This window comes from Streptococcus plurextorum DSM 22810 (genome assembly GCF_000423745.1).
In the GTDB taxonomy this organism is placed as follows: domain Bacteria; phylum Bacillota; class Bacilli; order Lactobacillales; family Streptococcaceae; genus Streptococcus; species Streptococcus plurextorum.
The window spans coordinates 218685-236632 of sequence record NZ_AUIO01000001.1 but is presented as its reverse complement, the minus strand read 5'-3'; the positions used below and the strand labels follow the sequence as shown (position 1 = coordinate 236632).

Annotated in this window: 16 protein-coding genes; 15 read left to right on the top strand and 1 reads right to left on the bottom strand. The window is 38.4% G+C overall.

Annotated features, from left to right (window positions below; translation table 11 throughout):
- Positions 1–22: 22 nt before the first annotated feature.
- Positions 23–901 carry an SAM-dependent methyltransferase TehB gene (gene tehB / locus G575_RS0101200; protein WP_037622422.1) on the bottom strand — a complete coding sequence of 293 codons (879 nt, stop codon included), beginning with the start codon at positions 899–901 and terminating at the stop codon, positions 23–25.
- A gap of 125 nt (positions 902–1026) precedes the next feature.
- Here tehB and G575_RS0101195 point away from each other — a divergent pair, with 125 nt between their 5' ends.
- From G575_RS0101195 to G575_RS0101125, 15 genes are all read left to right on the top strand, one after another.
- A complete protein-coding gene (locus tag G575_RS0101195; RefSeq protein ID WP_027971109.1) occupies positions 1027–2364 on the top strand; it encodes a M20 family metallopeptidase in 1338 nt (445 codons plus the stop codon).
- Positions 2365–2476: 112 nt separating this feature from the next.
- Positions 2477–4534, top strand: a complete 2058-nt coding sequence (gene metG / locus G575_RS0101190) for a methionine--tRNA ligase (RefSeq protein ID WP_027971108.1) — start codon at positions 2477–2479, stop codon at positions 4532–4534.
- Positions 4535–4636: 102 nt separating this feature from the next.
- Entirely contained in the window at positions 4637–5317 is a 681-nt protein-coding gene (locus G575_RS0101185; RefSeq protein WP_027971107.1) for a tRNA (adenine(22)-N(1))-methyltransferase, read from the top strand.
- The gene (locus G575_RS0101180) at positions 5310–6101 is read left to right on the top strand and encodes a Nif3-like dinuclear metal center hexameric protein (RefSeq protein ID WP_027971106.1); all 792 of its coding nucleotides are present in this window, start codon (positions 5310–5312) and stop codon (positions 6099–6101) included. The genes G575_RS0101185 and G575_RS0101180 overlap by 8 nt, the downstream gene beginning before the upstream one ends.
- A 21-nt stretch (positions 6102–6122) precedes the next feature.
- A complete protein-coding gene (locus G575_RS0101175) occupies positions 6123–6941 on the top strand; it encodes a ZIP family metal transporter (RefSeq protein WP_027971105.1) in 819 nt (272 codons plus the stop codon).
- Positions 6942–6943: 2 nt separating this feature from the next.
- Complete coding sequence (locus tag G575_RS0101170; protein ID WP_027971104.1) at positions 6944–8056, top strand: NAD(P)/FAD-dependent oxidoreductase; 1113 nt, start codon at positions 6944–6946, stop codon at positions 8054–8056.
- Positions 8057–8086: 30 nt separating this feature from the next.
- Positions 8087–9196 carry a UDP-galactopyranose mutase gene (gene glf, locus G575_RS0101165; protein WP_027971103.1) on the top strand — a complete coding sequence of 370 codons (1110 nt, stop codon included), beginning with the start codon at positions 8087–8089 and terminating at the stop codon, positions 9194–9196.
- Positions 9197–9211: 15 nt separating this feature from the next.
- Positions 9212–10381 carry a beta 1-4 rhamnosyltransferase Cps2T gene (gene cps2T, locus G575_RS0101160; RefSeq protein ID WP_027971102.1) on the top strand — a complete coding sequence of 390 codons (1170 nt, stop codon included), beginning with the start codon at positions 9212–9214 and terminating at the stop codon, positions 10379–10381.
- Between the two features lie 3 nt (positions 10382–10384).
- Positions 10385–11533: a glycosyltransferase family 4 protein gene (locus G575_RS0101155; RefSeq protein WP_027971101.1), complete on the top strand. Its 1149-nt coding sequence runs from the start codon at positions 10385–10387 to the stop codon at positions 11531–11533.
- Positions 11534–11586: 53 nt separating this feature from the next.
- Entirely contained in the window at positions 11587–12144 is a 558-nt protein-coding gene (locus G575_RS10895) for a DUF1919 domain-containing protein (RefSeq protein ID WP_342664493.1), read from the top strand.
- A 57-nt stretch (positions 12145–12201) separates the two neighbouring features.
- The gene (locus G575_RS0101145) at positions 12202–13188 is read left to right on the top strand and encodes a glycosyltransferase (protein WP_027971100.1); all 987 of its coding nucleotides are present in this window, start codon (positions 12202–12204) and stop codon (positions 13186–13188) included.
- A gap of 6 nt (positions 13189–13194) precedes the next feature.
- Positions 13195–14136, top strand: coding sequence for a WaaS/CpsH family glycosyltransferase (locus tag G575_RS0101140; RefSeq protein ID WP_027971099.1), 942 nt, complete (start codon positions 13195–13197; stop codon positions 14134–14136).
- The gene (locus G575_RS0101135) at positions 14133–15209 is read left to right on the top strand and encodes a glycosyltransferase family 4 protein (protein WP_027971098.1); all 1077 of its coding nucleotides are present in this window, start codon (positions 14133–14135) and stop codon (positions 15207–15209) included. The genes G575_RS0101140 and G575_RS0101135 overlap by 4 nt, the downstream gene beginning before the upstream one ends.
- A gap of 1 nt (position 15210) precedes the next feature.
- Positions 15211–16323 carry a hypothetical protein gene (locus G575_RS0101130; RefSeq protein ID WP_027971097.1) on the top strand — a complete coding sequence of 371 codons (1113 nt, stop codon included), beginning with the start codon at positions 15211–15213 and terminating at the stop codon, positions 16321–16323.
- A gap of 39 nt (positions 16324–16362) precedes the next feature.
- Complete coding sequence (locus tag G575_RS0101125) at positions 16363–17787, top strand: flippase (protein ID WP_027971096.1); 1425 nt, start codon at positions 16363–16365, stop codon at positions 17785–17787.
- Positions 17788–17948 lie beyond the last annotated feature (161 nt).

Here is a 17948-nt window from a genome sequence, read left to right as displayed (position 1 = left end):
AGCTCTTTTTTTTGATAAATTCCTAATGAGAAATTTTTCTAGCAAGCATTGTTGCAAACTGCATTTTCAAGCGGTTGCCATGTTGATCTGTCTTATGGAGTTCGCCCACATTTTCATTGTACTTAATCATTTCCCAACCGTCGTAATAATGGCGCAGTTCATTTTCCTTAAATGTGAAAGAGAATGGCATCTGACAAGGATAGGCCTCGGTATCCATGGCGGCCACAATCAGATTATAGCCCCCTAACTTGGTATGGCTCTGCATATCAGCAATAATATCTGGGATTGCCTGTCGGTCTAAAAACATGAAAACAACGGTCGAAATAATCGCATCATAAACTTCTTCTAGATTCGCCGAGTTGATGTCGTACCAGCCGATGTGAGAAGGCAGATCCTCCTGAATAGCCATATCTTCCAGCCTAGCAAGACTCGGTCCATCGGCATCAAGAGAGGTCACGTCATGACCTAACATGCTAAGATAAAGGGAATTTCTCCCTTGACCTGAGCCTAAGTCTAAGATTTTTGCCCCTTTTGGAAATAGCGGAGCTGCTTCAATGACTTCGGAATGCGTGCGTGTCCAGCCATATTTTTTAGATAAGTAGTCTTCAGGTTTACAGTAAAAATTCAAAATAAAAACTAAATCATCTGAAAAAGAAGCAATTTTATGCCAAACTTGAGGCTCTATATAAGGTGTTTCGCTTTGTGGCCAAAAGCTTTCTTCTGATAAGATATCGTCATTTTCAGACAAGAAAGCCAAGGTTAAGTTGCCTCGTAAAATCGTGAGTTTGGCATAGGTGCCAACGGCTGTACGGTGACGTGATTTTAGAGCTTCTGGCATGGTTTCAGCCGTCCAGGTGGGATTGCTCTTATAAAGCATTAGGTGATGGTAGTTGTTAGTCATCAGTTTTCCTCGTTTCTAGTCATATCATCATTATAGCAAAAAATCCGCCGAAATATTATCTGTAAATAGTAATTTTATGCAAAAATATGTGATATCTGTTATAATGATTCCAAAAGGAGATAGCAATGATAGCATTTATTCAAGACAAACACAAGACACAGGTTGTTTCTGCCATTAAACGCCTTGTCTCTTACCCTTCAATCTTAAACCAAGGAGAAAATGGAACACCTTTTGGACAAGCCATCTCAGATGTTTTAGAAGAAACTTTGACAATCTGTCGAGCATTAGGTTTCCAGACATTTAAGGATCCTGAGGGCTATTATGGTTATGCAGAGATTGGAGAAGGAAAAGAGTTGCTGGCGATTTTATGCCACCTAGATGTTGTTCCTGCGGGAGATTTAGACAAATGGCAGAGCGATCCTTTTGATGCCGTCATCAAAGATGAGGTGCTCTACGGACGTGGTGTCCAGGATGATAAAGGCCCCTCAATGGCAGCTCTTTTTGCGGTTAAAGCTCTCATGGACAAGGGGGAAGTGTTTACGAAACGCGTTCGTTTCATTTTTGGGACGGATGAGGAAACGCTATGGCGTTGTTTACATCGCTACAATGAGCACGAAGAAACAGCAAGTATGGGCTTTGCGCCGGACGCCTCTTTCCCCTTAATCTATGCTGAAAAGGGCTTGTTGCAGGCCCGTTTATTGGGGCCGGGTAGTAGTGATTTGGCTTTGGCAATTGGTCAAGCCTATAATGTTGTTCCTGCAAGAGCGACTTACAGTGGTCGTCTGGCACCTGCCTTGTCAAAAGGGTTAGGGCAATTAGGCTATACCTTTGAGGAAGTAGGAGAGACAATCACGGTTATGGGGGAGGCTAGGCACTCTAAAGATGCCCCCTTAGCCACTAATGCCTTGGTGCGACTATCAAAAGGGCTAGATGTCTTGATCAAACATCCTGCTATAGACTTTATTGCCAATGGTGTCGGAGAAGATGCCACAGGGGCCCAATTACTGGGAGAAATTGAAGATCAGGTATCTGGAAAATTGTCTTTCAATGTTGCTGGTCTCACGGTCACAAAAGACTTTTCTGAAGTACGATTGGATTTACGAATTCCGGTGCTAGCTGATGTTGGAGAGCTTGTGTCAGACCTAACTGATGCAGCAGCTACTTACGGGTTGACTTATCAAGAACATGATTATTTAGCACCGCTTTATGTTCCTAAAGAAAGCCAATTGGTGACCACTCTGATGTCCGTTTACCAAGATCAAACGGGAGACATGACTCCGGCAAAAACTTCCGGAGGAGCAACCTTTGCAAGGACCATGCCAAACTGTGTGGCTTTTGGCGCTGGTTTTCCAGAGACCGCTAAGACAGAACACCAAGAAAACGAGCGCGTGCCACTCGAAGATATTTATAAGGCTATGGCGATTTACGCTGAAGCTGTTTACCGCTTAGCTTGTGAAAAGTAAGAAAACAGTTTTTTTCATCCTGTAAACATGGTATAATGGTAGCTGATTTAACTGACCTCAAGTGTCAGCTAGTCCAAATAAAAGGTTTCATTTGCCTTGAAAGGAAAACACTATGACAAATAAAGCATTTTACATCACCACTCCGATTTACTACCCATCAGGGAAGCTCCACATTGGTTCTGCTTACACTACAATAGCCTGCGATGTTTTGGCACGCTATAAACGCCTGATGAATCAAGACGTTTTCTACTTGACTGGTCTTGATGAACATGGTCAAAAAATCCAGTCTAAAGCAGAGGAAGCAGGGATTACACCACAGGCTTATGTTGATGGGATGGCAGTAGGTGTTAAGGAACTTTGGAAAGTGCTGGATATCAGCTATGATAAGTTTATTCGAACAACGGATGATTATCACGAAACGGTTGTGGCCGATGTTTTTGAAAAATTGCTGGCGCAGGGCGATATTTACCTTGGAGAATACCAAGGCTGGTACTCAGTTTCTGATGAAGAATTTTTCACAGAAAGCCAATTAGCAGAAGTCTTTCGTGATGAAGCGGGAAATGTTATCGGAGGTATCGCACCTTCAGGACATGCAGTCGAGCTGGTATCAGAAGAATCTTATTTCTTTAAACTGAGCAAGTACCAAAAACACTTGGAAGCCTACTTTAAAGCCAACCCAGATTTCATTAGCCCAAATTCCCGTATGAATGAAATGCTGAAAAACTTTATCGAACCAGGGTTAGAAGACTTAGCAGTGTCTCGCACGACCTTTACCTGGGGCGTACCAGTCAAGTCTAACCCTAAGCATGTGGTCTATGTTTGGATTGATGCCCTTTTGAACTATGCGACAGCTCTTGGCTACGGTCAGTCAGACACAGCAAATTTTGACACCTTCTGGTTGGGGCAGACAGTGACCAAGTCATGGACGGATGAAGCTGGAAAAATCTGGGATTTCACAGTTAATCCAGAAGTCAATCACATGGTTGGTAAGGACATCTTGCGCTTCCACAGCATTTACTGGCCAATCATCTTGATGGCGCTTGATTTACCATTGCCAAATCGCTTGATTGCCCACGGTTGGTTTGTCATGAAAGATGGCAAAATGTCGAAATCAAAAGGCAATGTCATCTACCCTGAGATGCTAGTTGAGCGTTTTGGGCTTGATCCCCTACGCTATTACTTGATGAGAAGTTTGCCTGTTGGCTCTGATGGCACCTTTACGCCAGAGGACTATGTTGCCCGTATCAACTATGAGCTTGCAAACGATTTGGGTAACCTCCTTAACCGAACGGTTGCCATGATTAACAAGTATTTTGATGGGCAAGTGCCTGCCTTTGCGACAAATGTAACGGCTTTTGACGCTGATTTAGAAAAAGCTGTCGCGGACAATATTGCTGAGTATCACAAGTACATGGATGCTGTGGATTACCCACGTGCCCTTGAAGCGACTTGGAACATCATCTCTCGTACTAATAAATACATCGACGAGACAGCACCTTGGGTACTAGCAAAAGACGAGGCTGACAAAGAGAAGCTAGCAGCAGTCATGTCACACTTAGCAGCAAGCCTGCGTGTGGTGGCGCATCTCATCCAGCCATTTATGATGTCAACGTCAAGGGCGATTATGGAGCAACTAGGTTTGGAAGTAAGCTTCAACCTTGAAAATTTAGAGCTGTCAGCCTTCCCTCAAAACGTTACCGTTGTTGCCAAAGGGACACCGATTTTCCCGCGCCTTGATATGGATGCAGAAATTGCTTATATCCAAGGGCAGATGGGTTCTAGCAAACCAGAAGAAAAAGACTGGGATCCTGAGGCTGTTGAACTCAAATCAACAAAAGAAGAAATCAAATTCGAAACCTTTGACGCTGTTGAAATTCGTGTAGCAGAAGTCAAGGAAGTCGCAAAAGTTGAAGGATCTGATAAATTGCTTTGCTTCCGCCTGGATGCTGGTGATGGTGAGGATCGACAAATTCTGTCAGGGATTGCTAAGTATTATCCAAATGAGCAGGAATTGGTCGGTAAAAAATTACAAATTGTGGCAAATCTTAAACCACGTAAGATGATGAAAAAATATGTTAGCCAAGGCATGATTTTGTCAGCTGAGCATGACGGCAAATTGACAGTCCTTACGGTAGATGCATCAGTGCCTAACGGTTCAATCATTGGCTAAAAGGATAGAGAAGGTATGGTCTAAACTATGCCTTTTTCTAATCGCCAAAAATCAAGAATTTTGCTATAATAATTCTGATTATGATTTCAAGAAAGTGAGCTTATGGAAGGCCTATTATCTCGCCGCTTGCAAGCAGTAGCGGCTTATGTTCCCAATGGTAGTCATTTATTAGATGTCGGGAGTGATCATGCCTACCTCCCCATTGCCTTAATCAAAACTGGCGTTATCACTTCTGCTATTGCAGGTGAAGTGGTCCAAGGCCCTTTTGATTCGGCTGTAAAAAATGTGGCAGAGCACGGTCTATCTCATCAGATTCAGGTGCGATTAGCTAATGGGCTCTCTGCTTTTGATGTTTCTGATGGTGTGACTGCTATCACCATCTGTGGTATGGGAGGGCGTTTGATTGCAGATATTTTGGAAGCTGGTAAGGACAAGCTAGCGCAGGTTGAGCGTTTGATTTTACAGCCTAATAACCGTGAGGATGATCTAAGGCGTTGGTTATCGGCCAATGGGTTTCTTATTGTCGCTGAGACCATTATGACTGAAAACGGTAAATACTACGAAATCATTGTTGCGGAGCATGGGCATCAGGCGTTATCAGAAGAGGATTTGCGCTTTGGTTGCTATCTGAGAAGAGAAAAATCAACGGTTTTCCAAGCAAAATGGCAGGGAGAGATTGAAAAGTTAGGGCAGGCATTAGCTCAGATCCCAGAGATAAATACGGATGCCCGCTCTGCTATTTCCCGAAAAATTGACAAAATCAAAGAGGTGTTAGATGTTTAAAGCGAGTGATATTATTGCAAGGTATGAGAGCTTTTGTCCTAAGGAGCTGTCTCTTGAGGGGGATGTGGCAGGGCTACAAATTGGGACGCTCGATAAGGAAGTTAAGCGTGTTATGGTGACGCTTGATGTCCGTGAAAACGTCGTAGCAGAAGCGATTGATCAGCAAGTTGATTTGATTATTACCAAACATGCCCCGATTTTTAAAGGGGTGAAGGACCTGGTGGCAAGTCCACAGCGGAATATTTTGCTTGATTTGGTCAAACATGATGTGGCTGTTTATGTCAGTCATTCCAATATTGACGTGGTGCCAAATGGTCTGAACGATTGGTTTTGTGAGTGTCTTGGCATCTTTGATACAGAGCCTTTGTCACCAACTAAGGACGGCTTTGGTATTGGCCGTATTGGTCACATAGCAGAGCAATCGTTTGAGGATTTTGCTTTGAAAATCAAGTCGGTCTTCAATCTCGATAGTGTCCGTTTGATTGCTTATGATAAAAACAATCCCAAGATTTCTCGCGTTGCGATTTGTGGAGGTTCAGGAGACGAGTTTTACCCAGCAGCTCTTGAAAAGGGAGCAGATGTCTTGGTGACAGGAGATATTTATTATCACACCGCACAGGAAATGCTAACGGAAGGTTTACTGGCTATCGACCCTGGGCATCACATTGAAGTGCTTTTTATCGAAAAAATTGCACAGCTTCTGCGTGAGTGGTCCCTTCAGGAGGGCTGGCAACTAGATGTTTTAGAAGCCAAAAGCCGGACCAATCCTTTTTATCATCTCTAATTTAGAAAGTGTCAGCTTGTTATGTCGACTATGTTGTCATTGCATCCCGTGGTGCTAGCCTTTTTAGCTGGTCTTTTCACCTGGGGCTGTACCATATTAGGTGCAGGAATCGTCTTTTTCTTTAAGAAGATTAACCGAAAACTCTTAGATACCATGAATGGCTTTGCAGCAGGAGTCATGATTGCAGCCTCGTTCTGGTCACTTCTAGCCCCAGCTATCGAATACGCAGAGCCCCAATATGGGAATTTAGCCTGGCTACCGGTTGCCTTTGGATTTTTGGTGGGAGGCTTTAGTTTACGTTTGGTGGATGCGGTCGTGCCTCATCTTCATCTCGGAAAACAGCGTTCAGAAGCTGAAGGCATCGAACCTGAAAGATTATCAAAAACGGCCTTGTTATTTTTAGCGATTACCATTCATAATTTTCCAGAAGGTCTGGCAGTGGGAGTGACGTTTGGCTCGCTTGCTCAAGGAAATGTAACGCAGGCAGCACTTGCAGGCGCCATAGGCTTAGCGCTTGGAATCGGTTTGCAAAATATTCCTGAGGGGGCAGCTTTATCTATTCCTATCAGAGCAGAAGGCAAGTCTCGTCAATCAGCCTTTTACTGGGGAGCCATGTCAGCGATAGTAGAGCCAATTGGTGCAGCCCTAGGGGCAGCTTTAGTGATGCAAATGCTCGGGATTATTCCATATGCACTTGCCTTTGCTGCAGGTGCTATGATTTTTGTGGTTGTGGAAGAATTGATCCCAGAATCACAAACCAATGGGAACACAGATGTTGCGACGTTGGGCTTAATGTTAGGCTTTGTGATAATGATGGTCATGGATGTGGCTTTGGGGTAGGTATGAAAAAGATTGCAATTATTGGCGCTGGAATTGTTGGTTCCACAGCCGCTTATTATTTATCAAAAACAACAGCACAGGTCACGATTTTCGATGAAGGGACAGGACAAGCGACCAAGGCTGCAGCAGGCATTATCTGCCCGTGGTTTTCGCGTCGCCGACATAAAGCCTGGTACCGATTAGCACGTATGGGGGCGGATTTTTACCAAGATTTGCTAGCAGATTTACAAGCAGATGGCATTGTAGCAGATTTCTATGATCAGTCAGGGGCCCTACTGCTTAAATCTCGTCCTGAGTATCTTGAGGAGCTTAGGCTTCTAGCTGAGTCGCGCTTAGAGGAATCACCGCTCATTGGGAACTTATCTGTGCAAACCTTGGATCAGATACAGGCTGTTTATCCTGACATAGCGGGATTTGATAGAGGAATCTTAGCGACAGGTGCTGCACGTGTAGAAGGTGCACAGCTGACAGAGACCTTGCTTACTAAAGCAAACTTTCCAATCGTTAGAGAAAAGGCAACGCTAACTCCCCTGTCTGATGGCACTTATGAAGTGAATGGCCAAGCGTTTGACAAGGTGATATTAGCCTGCGGTGCCTGGTTGCCACAAATTCTTGAACCTTTAGGTTATCGTGTGGATGTCAGTCCACAAAAAGGACAGCTTCGAGATTATTACTTTGACCACATTGATACAGGTATCAATCCTGTTTTGATTCCCGAAGGGGAAATCGATGTGATTCCGTTTGCTGGAGGCAAAGTGTCAGTAGGAGCTAGTCATGAGAAAGATATGGGATTTGATATTAGGGTTGATACGGAAATCTTGGCAGATTTTGAAGAGAGAGCGACAGTTTTCTTTCCACGATTGAGAGAAGCACAAAGAAGCCGTGATCGCGTCGGCATTCGTGCTTATACAAGTGATTACTGTCCCTTTATCGGGCAAGTGCCAGACTTACCCAATGTCTATGCGGTGAGTGGCTTAGGCTCATCTGGCTTAACGACAGGCCCACTTCTTGGAAAAGTCTTAGCTCAACTTATCGACGGACAAAATCCAGAAATAAGTGTGGAAGATTATCCTGTAGGATGTTACGTATTTCGTAACAATTCTAGAAGATTATGATACAATAGACAGGATAGTTAGGAAAATATAATGTCACAATATGATTATTTAGTCGTTGGTGCAGGTTTGTTTGGTGCCGTTTTTGCACATGAAGCTGCTAAAAAAGGTAAAAAGGTGAAGGTCATTGAAAAACGCGATCATATCGCAGGAAATATCTACACCAAAGAAGTAGAAGGGATTCAAGTGCATGAATATGGTGCCCACATCTTCCATACTTCTGATAAAGAGATTTGGGACTATGTGAATCAATTTGCAGAATTCAATCGCTACACCAATACCCCGGTTGCAAACTACAAAGGTGAGATTTACAACCTTCCGTTCAATATGAATACCTTTAATAAACTTTGGGGAGTGGTAACACCAGCGGAAGCCCAGGCTAAGATTGAGGAACAGCGTGCTATTCTTGGTGGAAAAAGGCCAGAGAATTTGGAAGAGCAAGCCATTTCTCTGGTGGGAACAGATATTTATGAAAAACTCATCAAGTCCTACACAGAGAAGCAGTGGGAAAAACCATGTACGGAACTTCCAGCCTTTATCATTCGTCGTTTGCCTGTTCGCTTGACTTACGATAACAACTATTTTAATGATACCTATCAAGGGATTCCAATCGGTGGCTATACACAGATTGTCGAAAAAATGTTGGCTCATGACAATATTGATGTAGAGACAGGTGTGGATTTCTTTGCTAAGAAGGATGACTATCTTGCCAACTATCCAAAAATTGTTTTCACTGGAATGATTGATGAATTCTTTGATTATGAGCTTGGTGAGTTGGAATACCGTAGCCTCCGTTTTGAAACGGAAGTCTTAGATATGGAAAACTACCAAGGAAATGCGGTGGTCAACTATACAGACAGTGAAACACCTTATACGCGTATCATTGAACACAAACATTTTGAATTTGGCACACAACCAAAAACGATTATCACAAAAGAATATTCTCAGACATGGAAGCGTGGAGACGAGCCGTATTATCCAGTTAACAACGACCGTAACAACCACCTTTACACAGCTTATAAGAAATTGGCAGAACAGCAAGAAAATGTCATTTTCGGTGGCCGTTTGGGACATTATCGTTACTATGATATGCATCAGGTTATCGGTGCGGCATTGCAATGTGTGAGAAATGAAATCAAATAAGATTTTGGAGAAAATATGAAATCCGTTTATATCATTGGTTCCAAAGGCATCCCAGCAAAATATGGTGGTTTTGAAACCTTTGTTGAAAAATTAACAGAGTACCAAAAAGATAAATCAATCCAATACTATGTTGCTTGTACAAGAGAAAATTCAGCAAAATCAGGTATTACAGAAGATATTTTTGAACATAATGGAGCAACTTGTTTTAATATAGACGTACCAAATATTGGTCCAGCAAAAGCAATTGCTTATGATTTAATGGCACTCAAAAAAGCAATTACAATGGCCAAAGAAAAGAATGATAAGAATCCAATCTTTTATATCTTAGCCTGTCGAATTGGACCTTTTGTCCGTCATTACAAGAAGCAAATTGAAGCCATTGGTGGTCAACTATTTGTAAATCCAGATGGTCATGAATGGCTACGTGAGAAGTGGAGTTATCCTGTTCGTCGTTACTGGAAGCTGTCAGAGCGTCTGATGGTGAAACATGCTGATTTATTGGTTTGTGATAGCAAGACCATTGAAAAGTATATTCAAGAAGACTATCAACAATATTCTCCAAAGACCACTTACATTGCTTATGGAACAGAGCTCTCAGCCTCTAAACTTTCTAGTTCGGATCAAGTCGTTCGAGATTGGTTTACGTCAAAAGGCGTTACAGAGGATAACTATTACCTAGTGGTCGGTCGTTTTGTTCCAGAAAATAATTACGAAACCATGATTCGTGAGTTTATGAAATCAAACTCAAGGAGAGATTTCGTTTTGATTACCAATGTTGAACAAAATGCCTTCTATGAAAAGCTATTGAAAGAAACTGGCTTTGATAAGGATGCCCGCATCAAATTTGTCGGTACTGTTTATGATCAAGAGTTACTCAAGTATATCCGTGAAAATGCCTTTGCTTATTTCCATGGTCATGAAGTAGGTGGAACAAATCCTTCCTTGTTAGAAGCCCTAGCATCTACAAAACTCAATCTTTTACTAAATGTGGGCTTTAACAAAGAAGTTGGGGAAGATGGTGCAGTTTATTGGGAGAAGGATAGTCTTCATGAAGTTATTGACAAGAGTGAGCGACTATCACAAAACGAAATAGAAAAAATGGATGAATCATCAACAAAGCAAGTCAAAGAAAGATTTTCTTGGGCGTTTATTTGTGATGAATATGAGCAGTTGTTTAAAGGATAAAAGATGAAAAAGATTCTATATCTCCATGCTGGAGCAGAACTATATGGGGCGGATAAGGTTCTCTTGGAACTCATAAAGGGACTAGATAAAAGAGAATTTGAGGCACATGTTGTTCTGCCCAATGATGGTGTTCTGGTGCCTGCTTTAAGAGAAGTTGGTGCACAAGTTAAGGTTATCAACTATCCGATTTTACGTAGAAAATATTTCAATCCAAAAGGAATTTTTGAGTATTTGACATCCTATAGTCATTACTCTAAACAGATTGCTCAATACGCCAGAGAAAACCAGATTGATTTAATTCACAATAATACGACTGCCGTTTTAGAAGGGATTTATCTGAAACGAAAACTCAAATTACCTTTGTTGTGGCATGTCCATGAAATTATTGTCAAACCAAAAGCTATCTCGGATTTTATTAATCTCTTAATGGGTCGTTTTGCTGATAAGATTGTAACCGTATCGCAGGCTGTTGCCAGCCATATCAAACAGTCACCTCATATCAAAGATGACCAAATCAGTGTCATTTACAATGGGGTAGATAATAAGGTGTATTATCAATCTGATGCCCAATCTATCCGAAAAAAATTCGACATTGCAGAAGACGCTCTTGTCATTGGTATGGTTGGTCGCGTCAATGCGTGGAAAGGTCAAGGAGATTTTCTAGAAGCAGTTGCTCCTATACTAGAACAACATCCAAAGGCTATCGCCTTTATGGCTGGTAGTGCTTTTGAAGGTGAAGAGTGGCGTGTGCAGGAACTAGAAGAGAACATCACCAACCTAAAAGTGGCTGCTCAAATCAAACGCATTGATTACTATGCCAATACTACCGAGTTATATAATATGTTTGATATGTTTGTTCTACCAAGTACCAATCCAGACCCTCTACCAACGGTTGTATTAGAAGCAATGGCATGTGGTAAACCTGTTGTCGGTTACCGACACGGTGGTGTTTGTGAAATGGTAAAAGAAGGTGAAAATGGTCTTTTGGCTGAAGCTAATCAACCTGAAGCACTTTCAAAAATAATTGAAAAATTAGTGGTGTCTCACGATCTACGGACAACCTTTGGAAGAAATTCTGTAGAGCGCCAGAAGAAGCTTTTTTCATTAGACAGTTACATTGCTAATTTTTCAAAACTATATAAAGGTTTGTAATATGAATATTGAAAACATAAAAAATAAACTAAAGCCCATTATTTACCCTAGTTATTAGCTTTGTCCCGCGAAGACGATTAAAAAACAAAGAATTTACTATTATTTGCGATAATTGCTGGGCAGGTAAAGTTTATCAAGAATTGGGAATACCCTACCAAACGCCATTTGTAGGATTGTTTATCTTCTCACCGGATTATATTAAGTTACTTAATAATTTAGACTATTATTTGAAGTCAGGAGGCCAGTCTCTTAGATTTGTTAGAGAATCTAAATATATTAAGGAATTTGACAATAGCTATCTACTTGCTTTTTTAGATGATATTGAAATTCATTTTTTACATTATCAAAGCGAGAGTGAAGCACGAGAAAAGTGGCAACGTCGTTTAGCACGTATTCATTGGGATAATCTTTATTTTAAATTCAATGATAATGACCAATGCAGTTATGAATTAATGAAAATATTCGATAATCTACCCTTCAAGAGTAAAGTGATTTTTTCATCAAAGGATTATAAAGATTTAACATCATTGGTTCATTTTAAATCTAGAGAAAAAGAGGGGCATGTTGGTATTGAACTGAAAAATTTATCATCGATAGTTCAATGTGGTTAAGTGGTTGAATAAAGGTGGAGAGTATTTAAGTGCCTATTAATAAGATATGAGGAATTTATGAAACCATTACTTAGTGTAATAATACCAGTTTATAATGTAGAAAAATATTTAAAAAGATGTTTAGAAAGTATTCTGGTACAATCTTGGAATGATTATGAGATTATTCTTGTTGACGATGGAAGCACAGATAGTTCTGCTCAAATATGTGATTCATATGCGGAGAAATATGAAATGATAAGGGTTATACACAAAGAAAACAAAGGACTATCTGATACTAGAAATCAGGGTATTGAACAAGCAGTAGGGGAGTATGTATATTTTCCAGACTCAGATGATTGGCTTGAACCGAATACTTTTTCAGACTTGTCTGATATCATTGAAGAATGTATATATGATATCATTTCATTCAATCGAGAATTTGTGACTTCTGAGGAAGATAAGTTGATTTCAGCTAAACCTCGTATTCAGAAATTATCAGGTAAGCAAGCCCTACTTGAAATGTTGAAACAAGGGGATGTAACAGGATTTGCTAATGACAAAATTTATAGGAAAAAGCTATTTCTTGATAATGATATTGAGTTCCCGGTTGGAAAATATTATGAAGATTTAGGAACAAATTATAAGTTATTTCTTAAAGCTACTAAAGTTTATGTTACTAACCAAAAATATTATCATTACTTGATTACGAACCCGGACTCGATTACACAATCTTGGAATGAGCAAAAATTGAAAGATATGTTTGGTTTTTATCGAGAGATTTATTATTCTTCACTTGTTCGTGAAAAGCTTGAAGAATTTGAAGTAGAAATTTTGCAATCTTATTATATTAATGGATTGGTGCATATTTTATCAAGTTTATATAAATCTAATTTATCAAATCAATACGCAGACATAGAGGAAGATGTGCAGCAAGAGATTTCTAAAAATAGTCTTGCTGTGATTAAATTATCAAATCAGCCAAATAGGATAAAATATCTATTATATAGGCTTGGATTGCTAAAAATTTTGTTTAACATTCAGTCAAAAGTACGGGGAGATAGGTAAAGACTCATGGGGAAAACATTATTACTGTTCGAGCAAATTGATTCATTTGAACAATTTTTTGCTTCAGCAATTTCACACTATCCAAATATTGAGGTTTCTACTCCATATAAAAGAGTTTCTTCAAAGATAATGCATAATATAAGGGCTATTTCTAAAAGGATACCAATTGAGGTTACTCATAAATTTTGGCTTGAAGATTGGAAAAAACATTTAAATGAGTATAGTACAATTATTATTTTCGATAATGCAATTACTCCGAGACTTCTAGATTTTATCAAAACGAATATATCAGAAAACTCTGAATTAAAAATTTGGCTTTGGAATGTTCCCAATGAGAGAATTGAATATTTGAAAGAAAATTTTGATGTTTATTGTTTTGATCAGAATTATTCAAAGGAGTATGGGTTAACCTTTTTGGAACAGTTTTACATTTTGGATAGTGTTAATCTAGATGAAAAAATAGATGTCTTGCGAGATTTTTATTTTGTTGGAGCTGATAAAGGTCGTGTACAGCAACTGGATCAATTAGCTGGAGTGATAGAGGAATCAGAATTGACCTATCTGTTTGATGTTTTTAGTAACGATAAACAGTCCAATCGCAGTGGAATAAATTATCTTGATAGTAAGATTACCTACCCTGAAATTATCAAGAAAATTCAAGAATCAAAAGTTATTGTAGAAATTAATAAAGACGGGCAAGTAGGTCTGACTTTACGAGCTTTAGAAGCAGTTTTTTATGGTAAAAAATTAGTTACTAACAATTCCCGTATCAAGGAGTATGATTTCTACAATCCTAACAATATTCTTGTACTAGATGATGTGAACTCTGTAGATTTAATAGAATTTTTAAACAAACCATATCAGTCTGTTCCAAAACATGTTATTGAAAGATACTCATTTAGTAATTGGTTGAATTGCATGACAAAAGTTAGTAGGAGAGAAGAATGAAAGTGACTTTTTGCCTTCCTGAAATAAGTCAAGTTCCCATGGGAGGCTATAAAATTATTTTTGAGTATGCCAATCGATTGCAAGAAAGAGGGCATGAAGTAGCTATTGTTTTTTTAACTCACAATGTATGGAGTCGCCTAACCAGCAATAATAAGATTAAATCAATAGTTGGGCAGATTAGAGGGCGGAATGAACCATCATGGTTTTACTTGAATCCCGAAATAAAAAAAATCATGACGCCTTATTTAGATGGTAGAGAGTTTCCTAACGCTGATTTTATTTTTGCAACCGCAGTAACCACAGCTAAGATTGTCAAAGAATTACCATCTAGATGTGGTAAAAAATGTTATTTTATTCAAGATTTTGAAACATTTATCCTTCCTGAAGATAAAGTTGTTGAAACTTATCAATACGACTTTCTAAATTTTACCGTTTCCAATTGGTTAAGTGAGATTGTCGGAGCGTATACAAGAAATAAAACGATATGCCTTCCGAATCCAATAGATACTGAGACTTTCAGAGTGATTACTCCACTAAACGAACGTAATCCCTACACTTTAGGGATGCTTTATCACGAGGGAGAACATAAAGGAATTCCATATGCCTTGGAAGCAATTGATATAGTCAAAAAAAAATATAATGATGTTGTAGTAAATGTTTTTGGTGTACCAAATCGTCCAGAAACGTTACCTGATTATTTTAAATATATACAGAATGCAAATCACAATGATCTATTGAGCTTATATAACGACACTTCGATTTTTGTTTGTGCAACAATTGATGAGGGCTTCGGCTTAACGGGTGCTGAGAGTATGGCTTGTGGTTGCGCGTTGGTTTCAACAGCTTATAATGGTGTTTTTGAGTATGCAGAGCATGGTGTAAACGCCTTACTTTCTCCTGTAAGAGATAGTGAAGCGTTGGCTGAAAATATCATGAAACTTATCGAAAATGAGGCCTATCGTCAGTCATTAGCTCAAAAAGCCAGTGAAATGATAAGAGAGAGGTCGTGGGATAAAACAATTAAAAAACTAGAAACAGTTTTAGCAAGTGAACTAGATGTGAACAGAGGTTAGTATGATTAGAATAGAGAGAGTAATAAATTTCTTTTTTTATATTAGTGTTATTTTATATATGTTTTCTTTGTCTAATATTCCATTTTTTTTTCATACGGAGTATATAAATATTATACCGGTTGTTTTAGGATTACTTGCCTACGTGATATACTACTATAAGACAAGAAGGCTACCAATTGATTCAATACCATCTCTCTTATTGGTAATGATATATATTGTCTTTATAGTATTGTTTTGGAAAAGATTTAATATTGACTGGTCTCTGTTAAGTATACTAATATACTTACCGTTAATTGGTCCTGAAAATAAAGGTTTCCTTCGTGGACTTTTGTCAGTAAAATTGTTTGTGCTGATAACTGTCATAGCACTGTCAGTTCTTGGATTGATAAATGATACATCTTATTTAAAATTGAGTGGTGTCAGTCATTCGCTTGGTTTTTTTCATCCTAATACATTAGGTTCGGTCATCTTATCTATTTTCTTTGACTGTTTTATATTATTTAAAAATTTAAGAAAACAATATTTTGCATTTTTTCTTCTTGTAGTGCTGTATGTAGATTATCGGTTAACTTTTTCAAGAGCGTCCATTCTTATAGCTGGACTCGGTATACTGATTTATTTATTACGAAAGAGACTGTCTCAATGTGTAATTAATAAATTTGTATTTTTGATTTCGGCTACTGGAGTTTATCTTTTTGGAACCTTGTATTCAATGTTCTATAGTCCTTCCAATCCCTTTTATATGCAATTAGATACGTTTCTAACTAACCGAGTTAGATTAGGAAAGTTGTACATCCAAAGATATGGTTTTACACCTTTTCCAAAAAGCACCCCTAACATTATACCGCAAGGGTGGTGGAGTGTAGACCAACTTTTTAATGATAATACTTTCCTGAAGTTTGCTCTTACACAGGGAGTAATTATTGCGGGGCTATTTTTGCTCTATATTTTATATATTCTAGGAAGTAAAGAGTACCGCTTATACAATGCACTACTTATTCTGCTGGCATTTTTATTCTTAGTGATAGAAGCTCAAGGATTTTATGTATTCTTATTAACACCATTACTGTTCAAGTTTATGGCTGTTGAAGATAATAGTGTAAAACAAGTATAAAAATGATATGACAACATTTTTATATGATAAAGGTGTTTTATGAAGACAGTAAAAAATTATATCTATAGTTCACTATATCAGTTGTTTTTAATTATTGTTCCATTTGCAACAATTCCTTATGTATCACGTGTGTTGGGTGCTGAGTTGATAGGTGTCAATTCGTTTACGAACACAATCATGACATATTTTGTACTATTCGCAAACTTAGGAACAACTGTTTATGGAAATCGAACAATTGCTTATTACCGAGAATCAATAACGAAGCGAAGTCAAAAGTTTTGGGAAATCCTTATTCTAAAATTGGTTGTTTCATTAGTTATCTACCTCATGTTCTTAGTTTTTATTTGGTTATACCCTAACTATAGAACCGTTTTTATGATACAATCAGTCCAAATTTTGGCTACAGCAGTTGATGTCTCATGGCTGTTTGATGGATTGGAAGATTTCAAACGTACAGTTGTTCGTAATTTTATTGTGAAATTAGCATCTGTAATGATGATTTTCTTGTTTGTAAAAACTCCTCAGGATTTTAATACATATGTTTTAATCATGGTGGGGTCGTCTTTAGTGGGGAATCTAACTCTTTGGACATATTTAAGACGCTATATTACAAGCATTAAGTTTACTAATTTGAATATAGCAGAGCATTTTGCACCAGTGTTCGCTTTATTTGTTCCACAGATTGCCTCTACTATTTTTGTTTCTTTAAATAAAGTTTTGCTAGGAACTCTATCAACGATGTCACAGGCGGGTTATTTTGAAAATTCTGATAAGGTAATAAGAGTTTTACTGGCGTTAGTTTCGTCTATTGGTGTAGTTATTTTTCCAAAGGTTGCTAATGCCTATAAGAATCGAGACACTAAGAAAGTGATAGAACTGACAAAGTTAACTTTTAATGCTGTTAATATCATTACAATTCCTATGGTAATTGGGATGATATCAATTAGTGATATTTTTTCGGATATCTTTTTTGGACCGGAGTTTTTGGGAATTGATATTGTATTGTCAATTTTAATTCTAGAACTATTATTTATGGGATATTCTTCAGTGTTGGGAAGTCAATATTTGATTGCTACAGGACAAGCAAAATATTTAAGTGTTGCTGTAATTGGCGGTCTTTTTACTACTAGTGTATCGTCTATTATTCTGATTCCTCATCATGGTGCTGTTGGGGCAGCAATTGCGTCAGTGGTTGGAGAGGCTACTATAGCGTTCATCGAGCTTATTTTTATCAGAAAGCAAATCAATATATTAGAGTTATGTAAGGACGTCCCTAAATATAGTATAGCAAGCCTATTAATGTTTTTAGGAATCTATATGACAAAGTTACTCACAGTCCCTCCCTATATAAATTTGTTTATGAGAATTATAGTAGGCGGGGTTATCTATGGCGTAAGTTTATTGTTGCTGAAGCCACAATTGGTGAAAATTTCTATTGAGAAAATAAAGTTTGCTAAGAAATAAATGGAAAGCAGTGCGATGATAAGAAACGATTGTTTAGATTAATTTTACAAGTTCTGTTTAAATAAAACATCATAATCTCAAAACTATGGGAATAGCAACCTTAGGAATTATATCAGAATTTGCCCTTATGATGGCTTAGGGAAAATATATTGACAGGGAGC

Coding starts and splice junctions, on each gene's coding strand:
- tehB (WP_037622422.1), bottom strand. CDS start 901: ATGACTAACAACTACCATCACCTAATGCTTTATAAGAGCAATCCCACC.
- G575_RS0101195 (WP_027971109.1), top strand. CDS start 1,027: ATGATAGCATTTATTCAAGACAAACACAAGACACAGGTTGTTTCTGCC.
- metG (WP_027971108.1), top strand. CDS start 2,477: ATGACAAATAAAGCATTTTACATCACCACTCCGATTTACTACCCATCA.
- G575_RS0101185 (WP_027971107.1), top strand. CDS start 4,637: ATGGAAGGCCTATTATCTCGCCGCTTGCAAGCAGTAGCGGCTTATGTT.
- G575_RS0101180 (WP_027971106.1), top strand. CDS start 5,310: ATGTTTAAAGCGAGTGATATTATTGCAAGGTATGAGAGCTTTTGTCCT.
- G575_RS0101175 (WP_027971105.1), top strand. CDS start 6,123: ATGTCGACTATGTTGTCATTGCATCCCGTGGTGCTAGCCTTTTTAGCT.
- G575_RS0101170 (WP_027971104.1), top strand. CDS start 6,944: ATGAAAAAGATTGCAATTATTGGCGCTGGAATTGTTGGTTCCACAGCC.
- glf (WP_027971103.1), top strand. CDS start 8,087: ATGTCACAATATGATTATTTAGTCGTTGGTGCAGGTTTGTTTGGTGCC.
- cps2T (WP_027971102.1), top strand. CDS start 9,212: ATGAAATCCGTTTATATCATTGGTTCCAAAGGCATCCCAGCAAAATAT.
- G575_RS0101155 (WP_027971101.1), top strand. CDS start 10,385: ATGAAAAAGATTCTATATCTCCATGCTGGAGCAGAACTATATGGGGCG.
- G575_RS0101145 (WP_027971100.1), top strand. CDS start 12,202: ATGAAACCATTACTTAGTGTAATAATACCAGTTTATAATGTAGAAAAA.
- G575_RS0101140 (WP_027971099.1), top strand. CDS start 13,195: ATGGGGAAAACATTATTACTGTTCGAGCAAATTGATTCATTTGAACAA.
- G575_RS0101135 (WP_027971098.1), top strand. CDS start 14,133: ATGAAAGTGACTTTTTGCCTTCCTGAAATAAGTCAAGTTCCCATGGGA.
- G575_RS0101130 (WP_027971097.1), top strand. CDS start 15,211: ATGATTAGAATAGAGAGAGTAATAAATTTCTTTTTTTATATTAGTGTT.
- G575_RS0101125 (WP_027971096.1), top strand. CDS start 16,363: ATGAAGACAGTAAAAAATTATATCTATAGTTCACTATATCAGTTGTTT.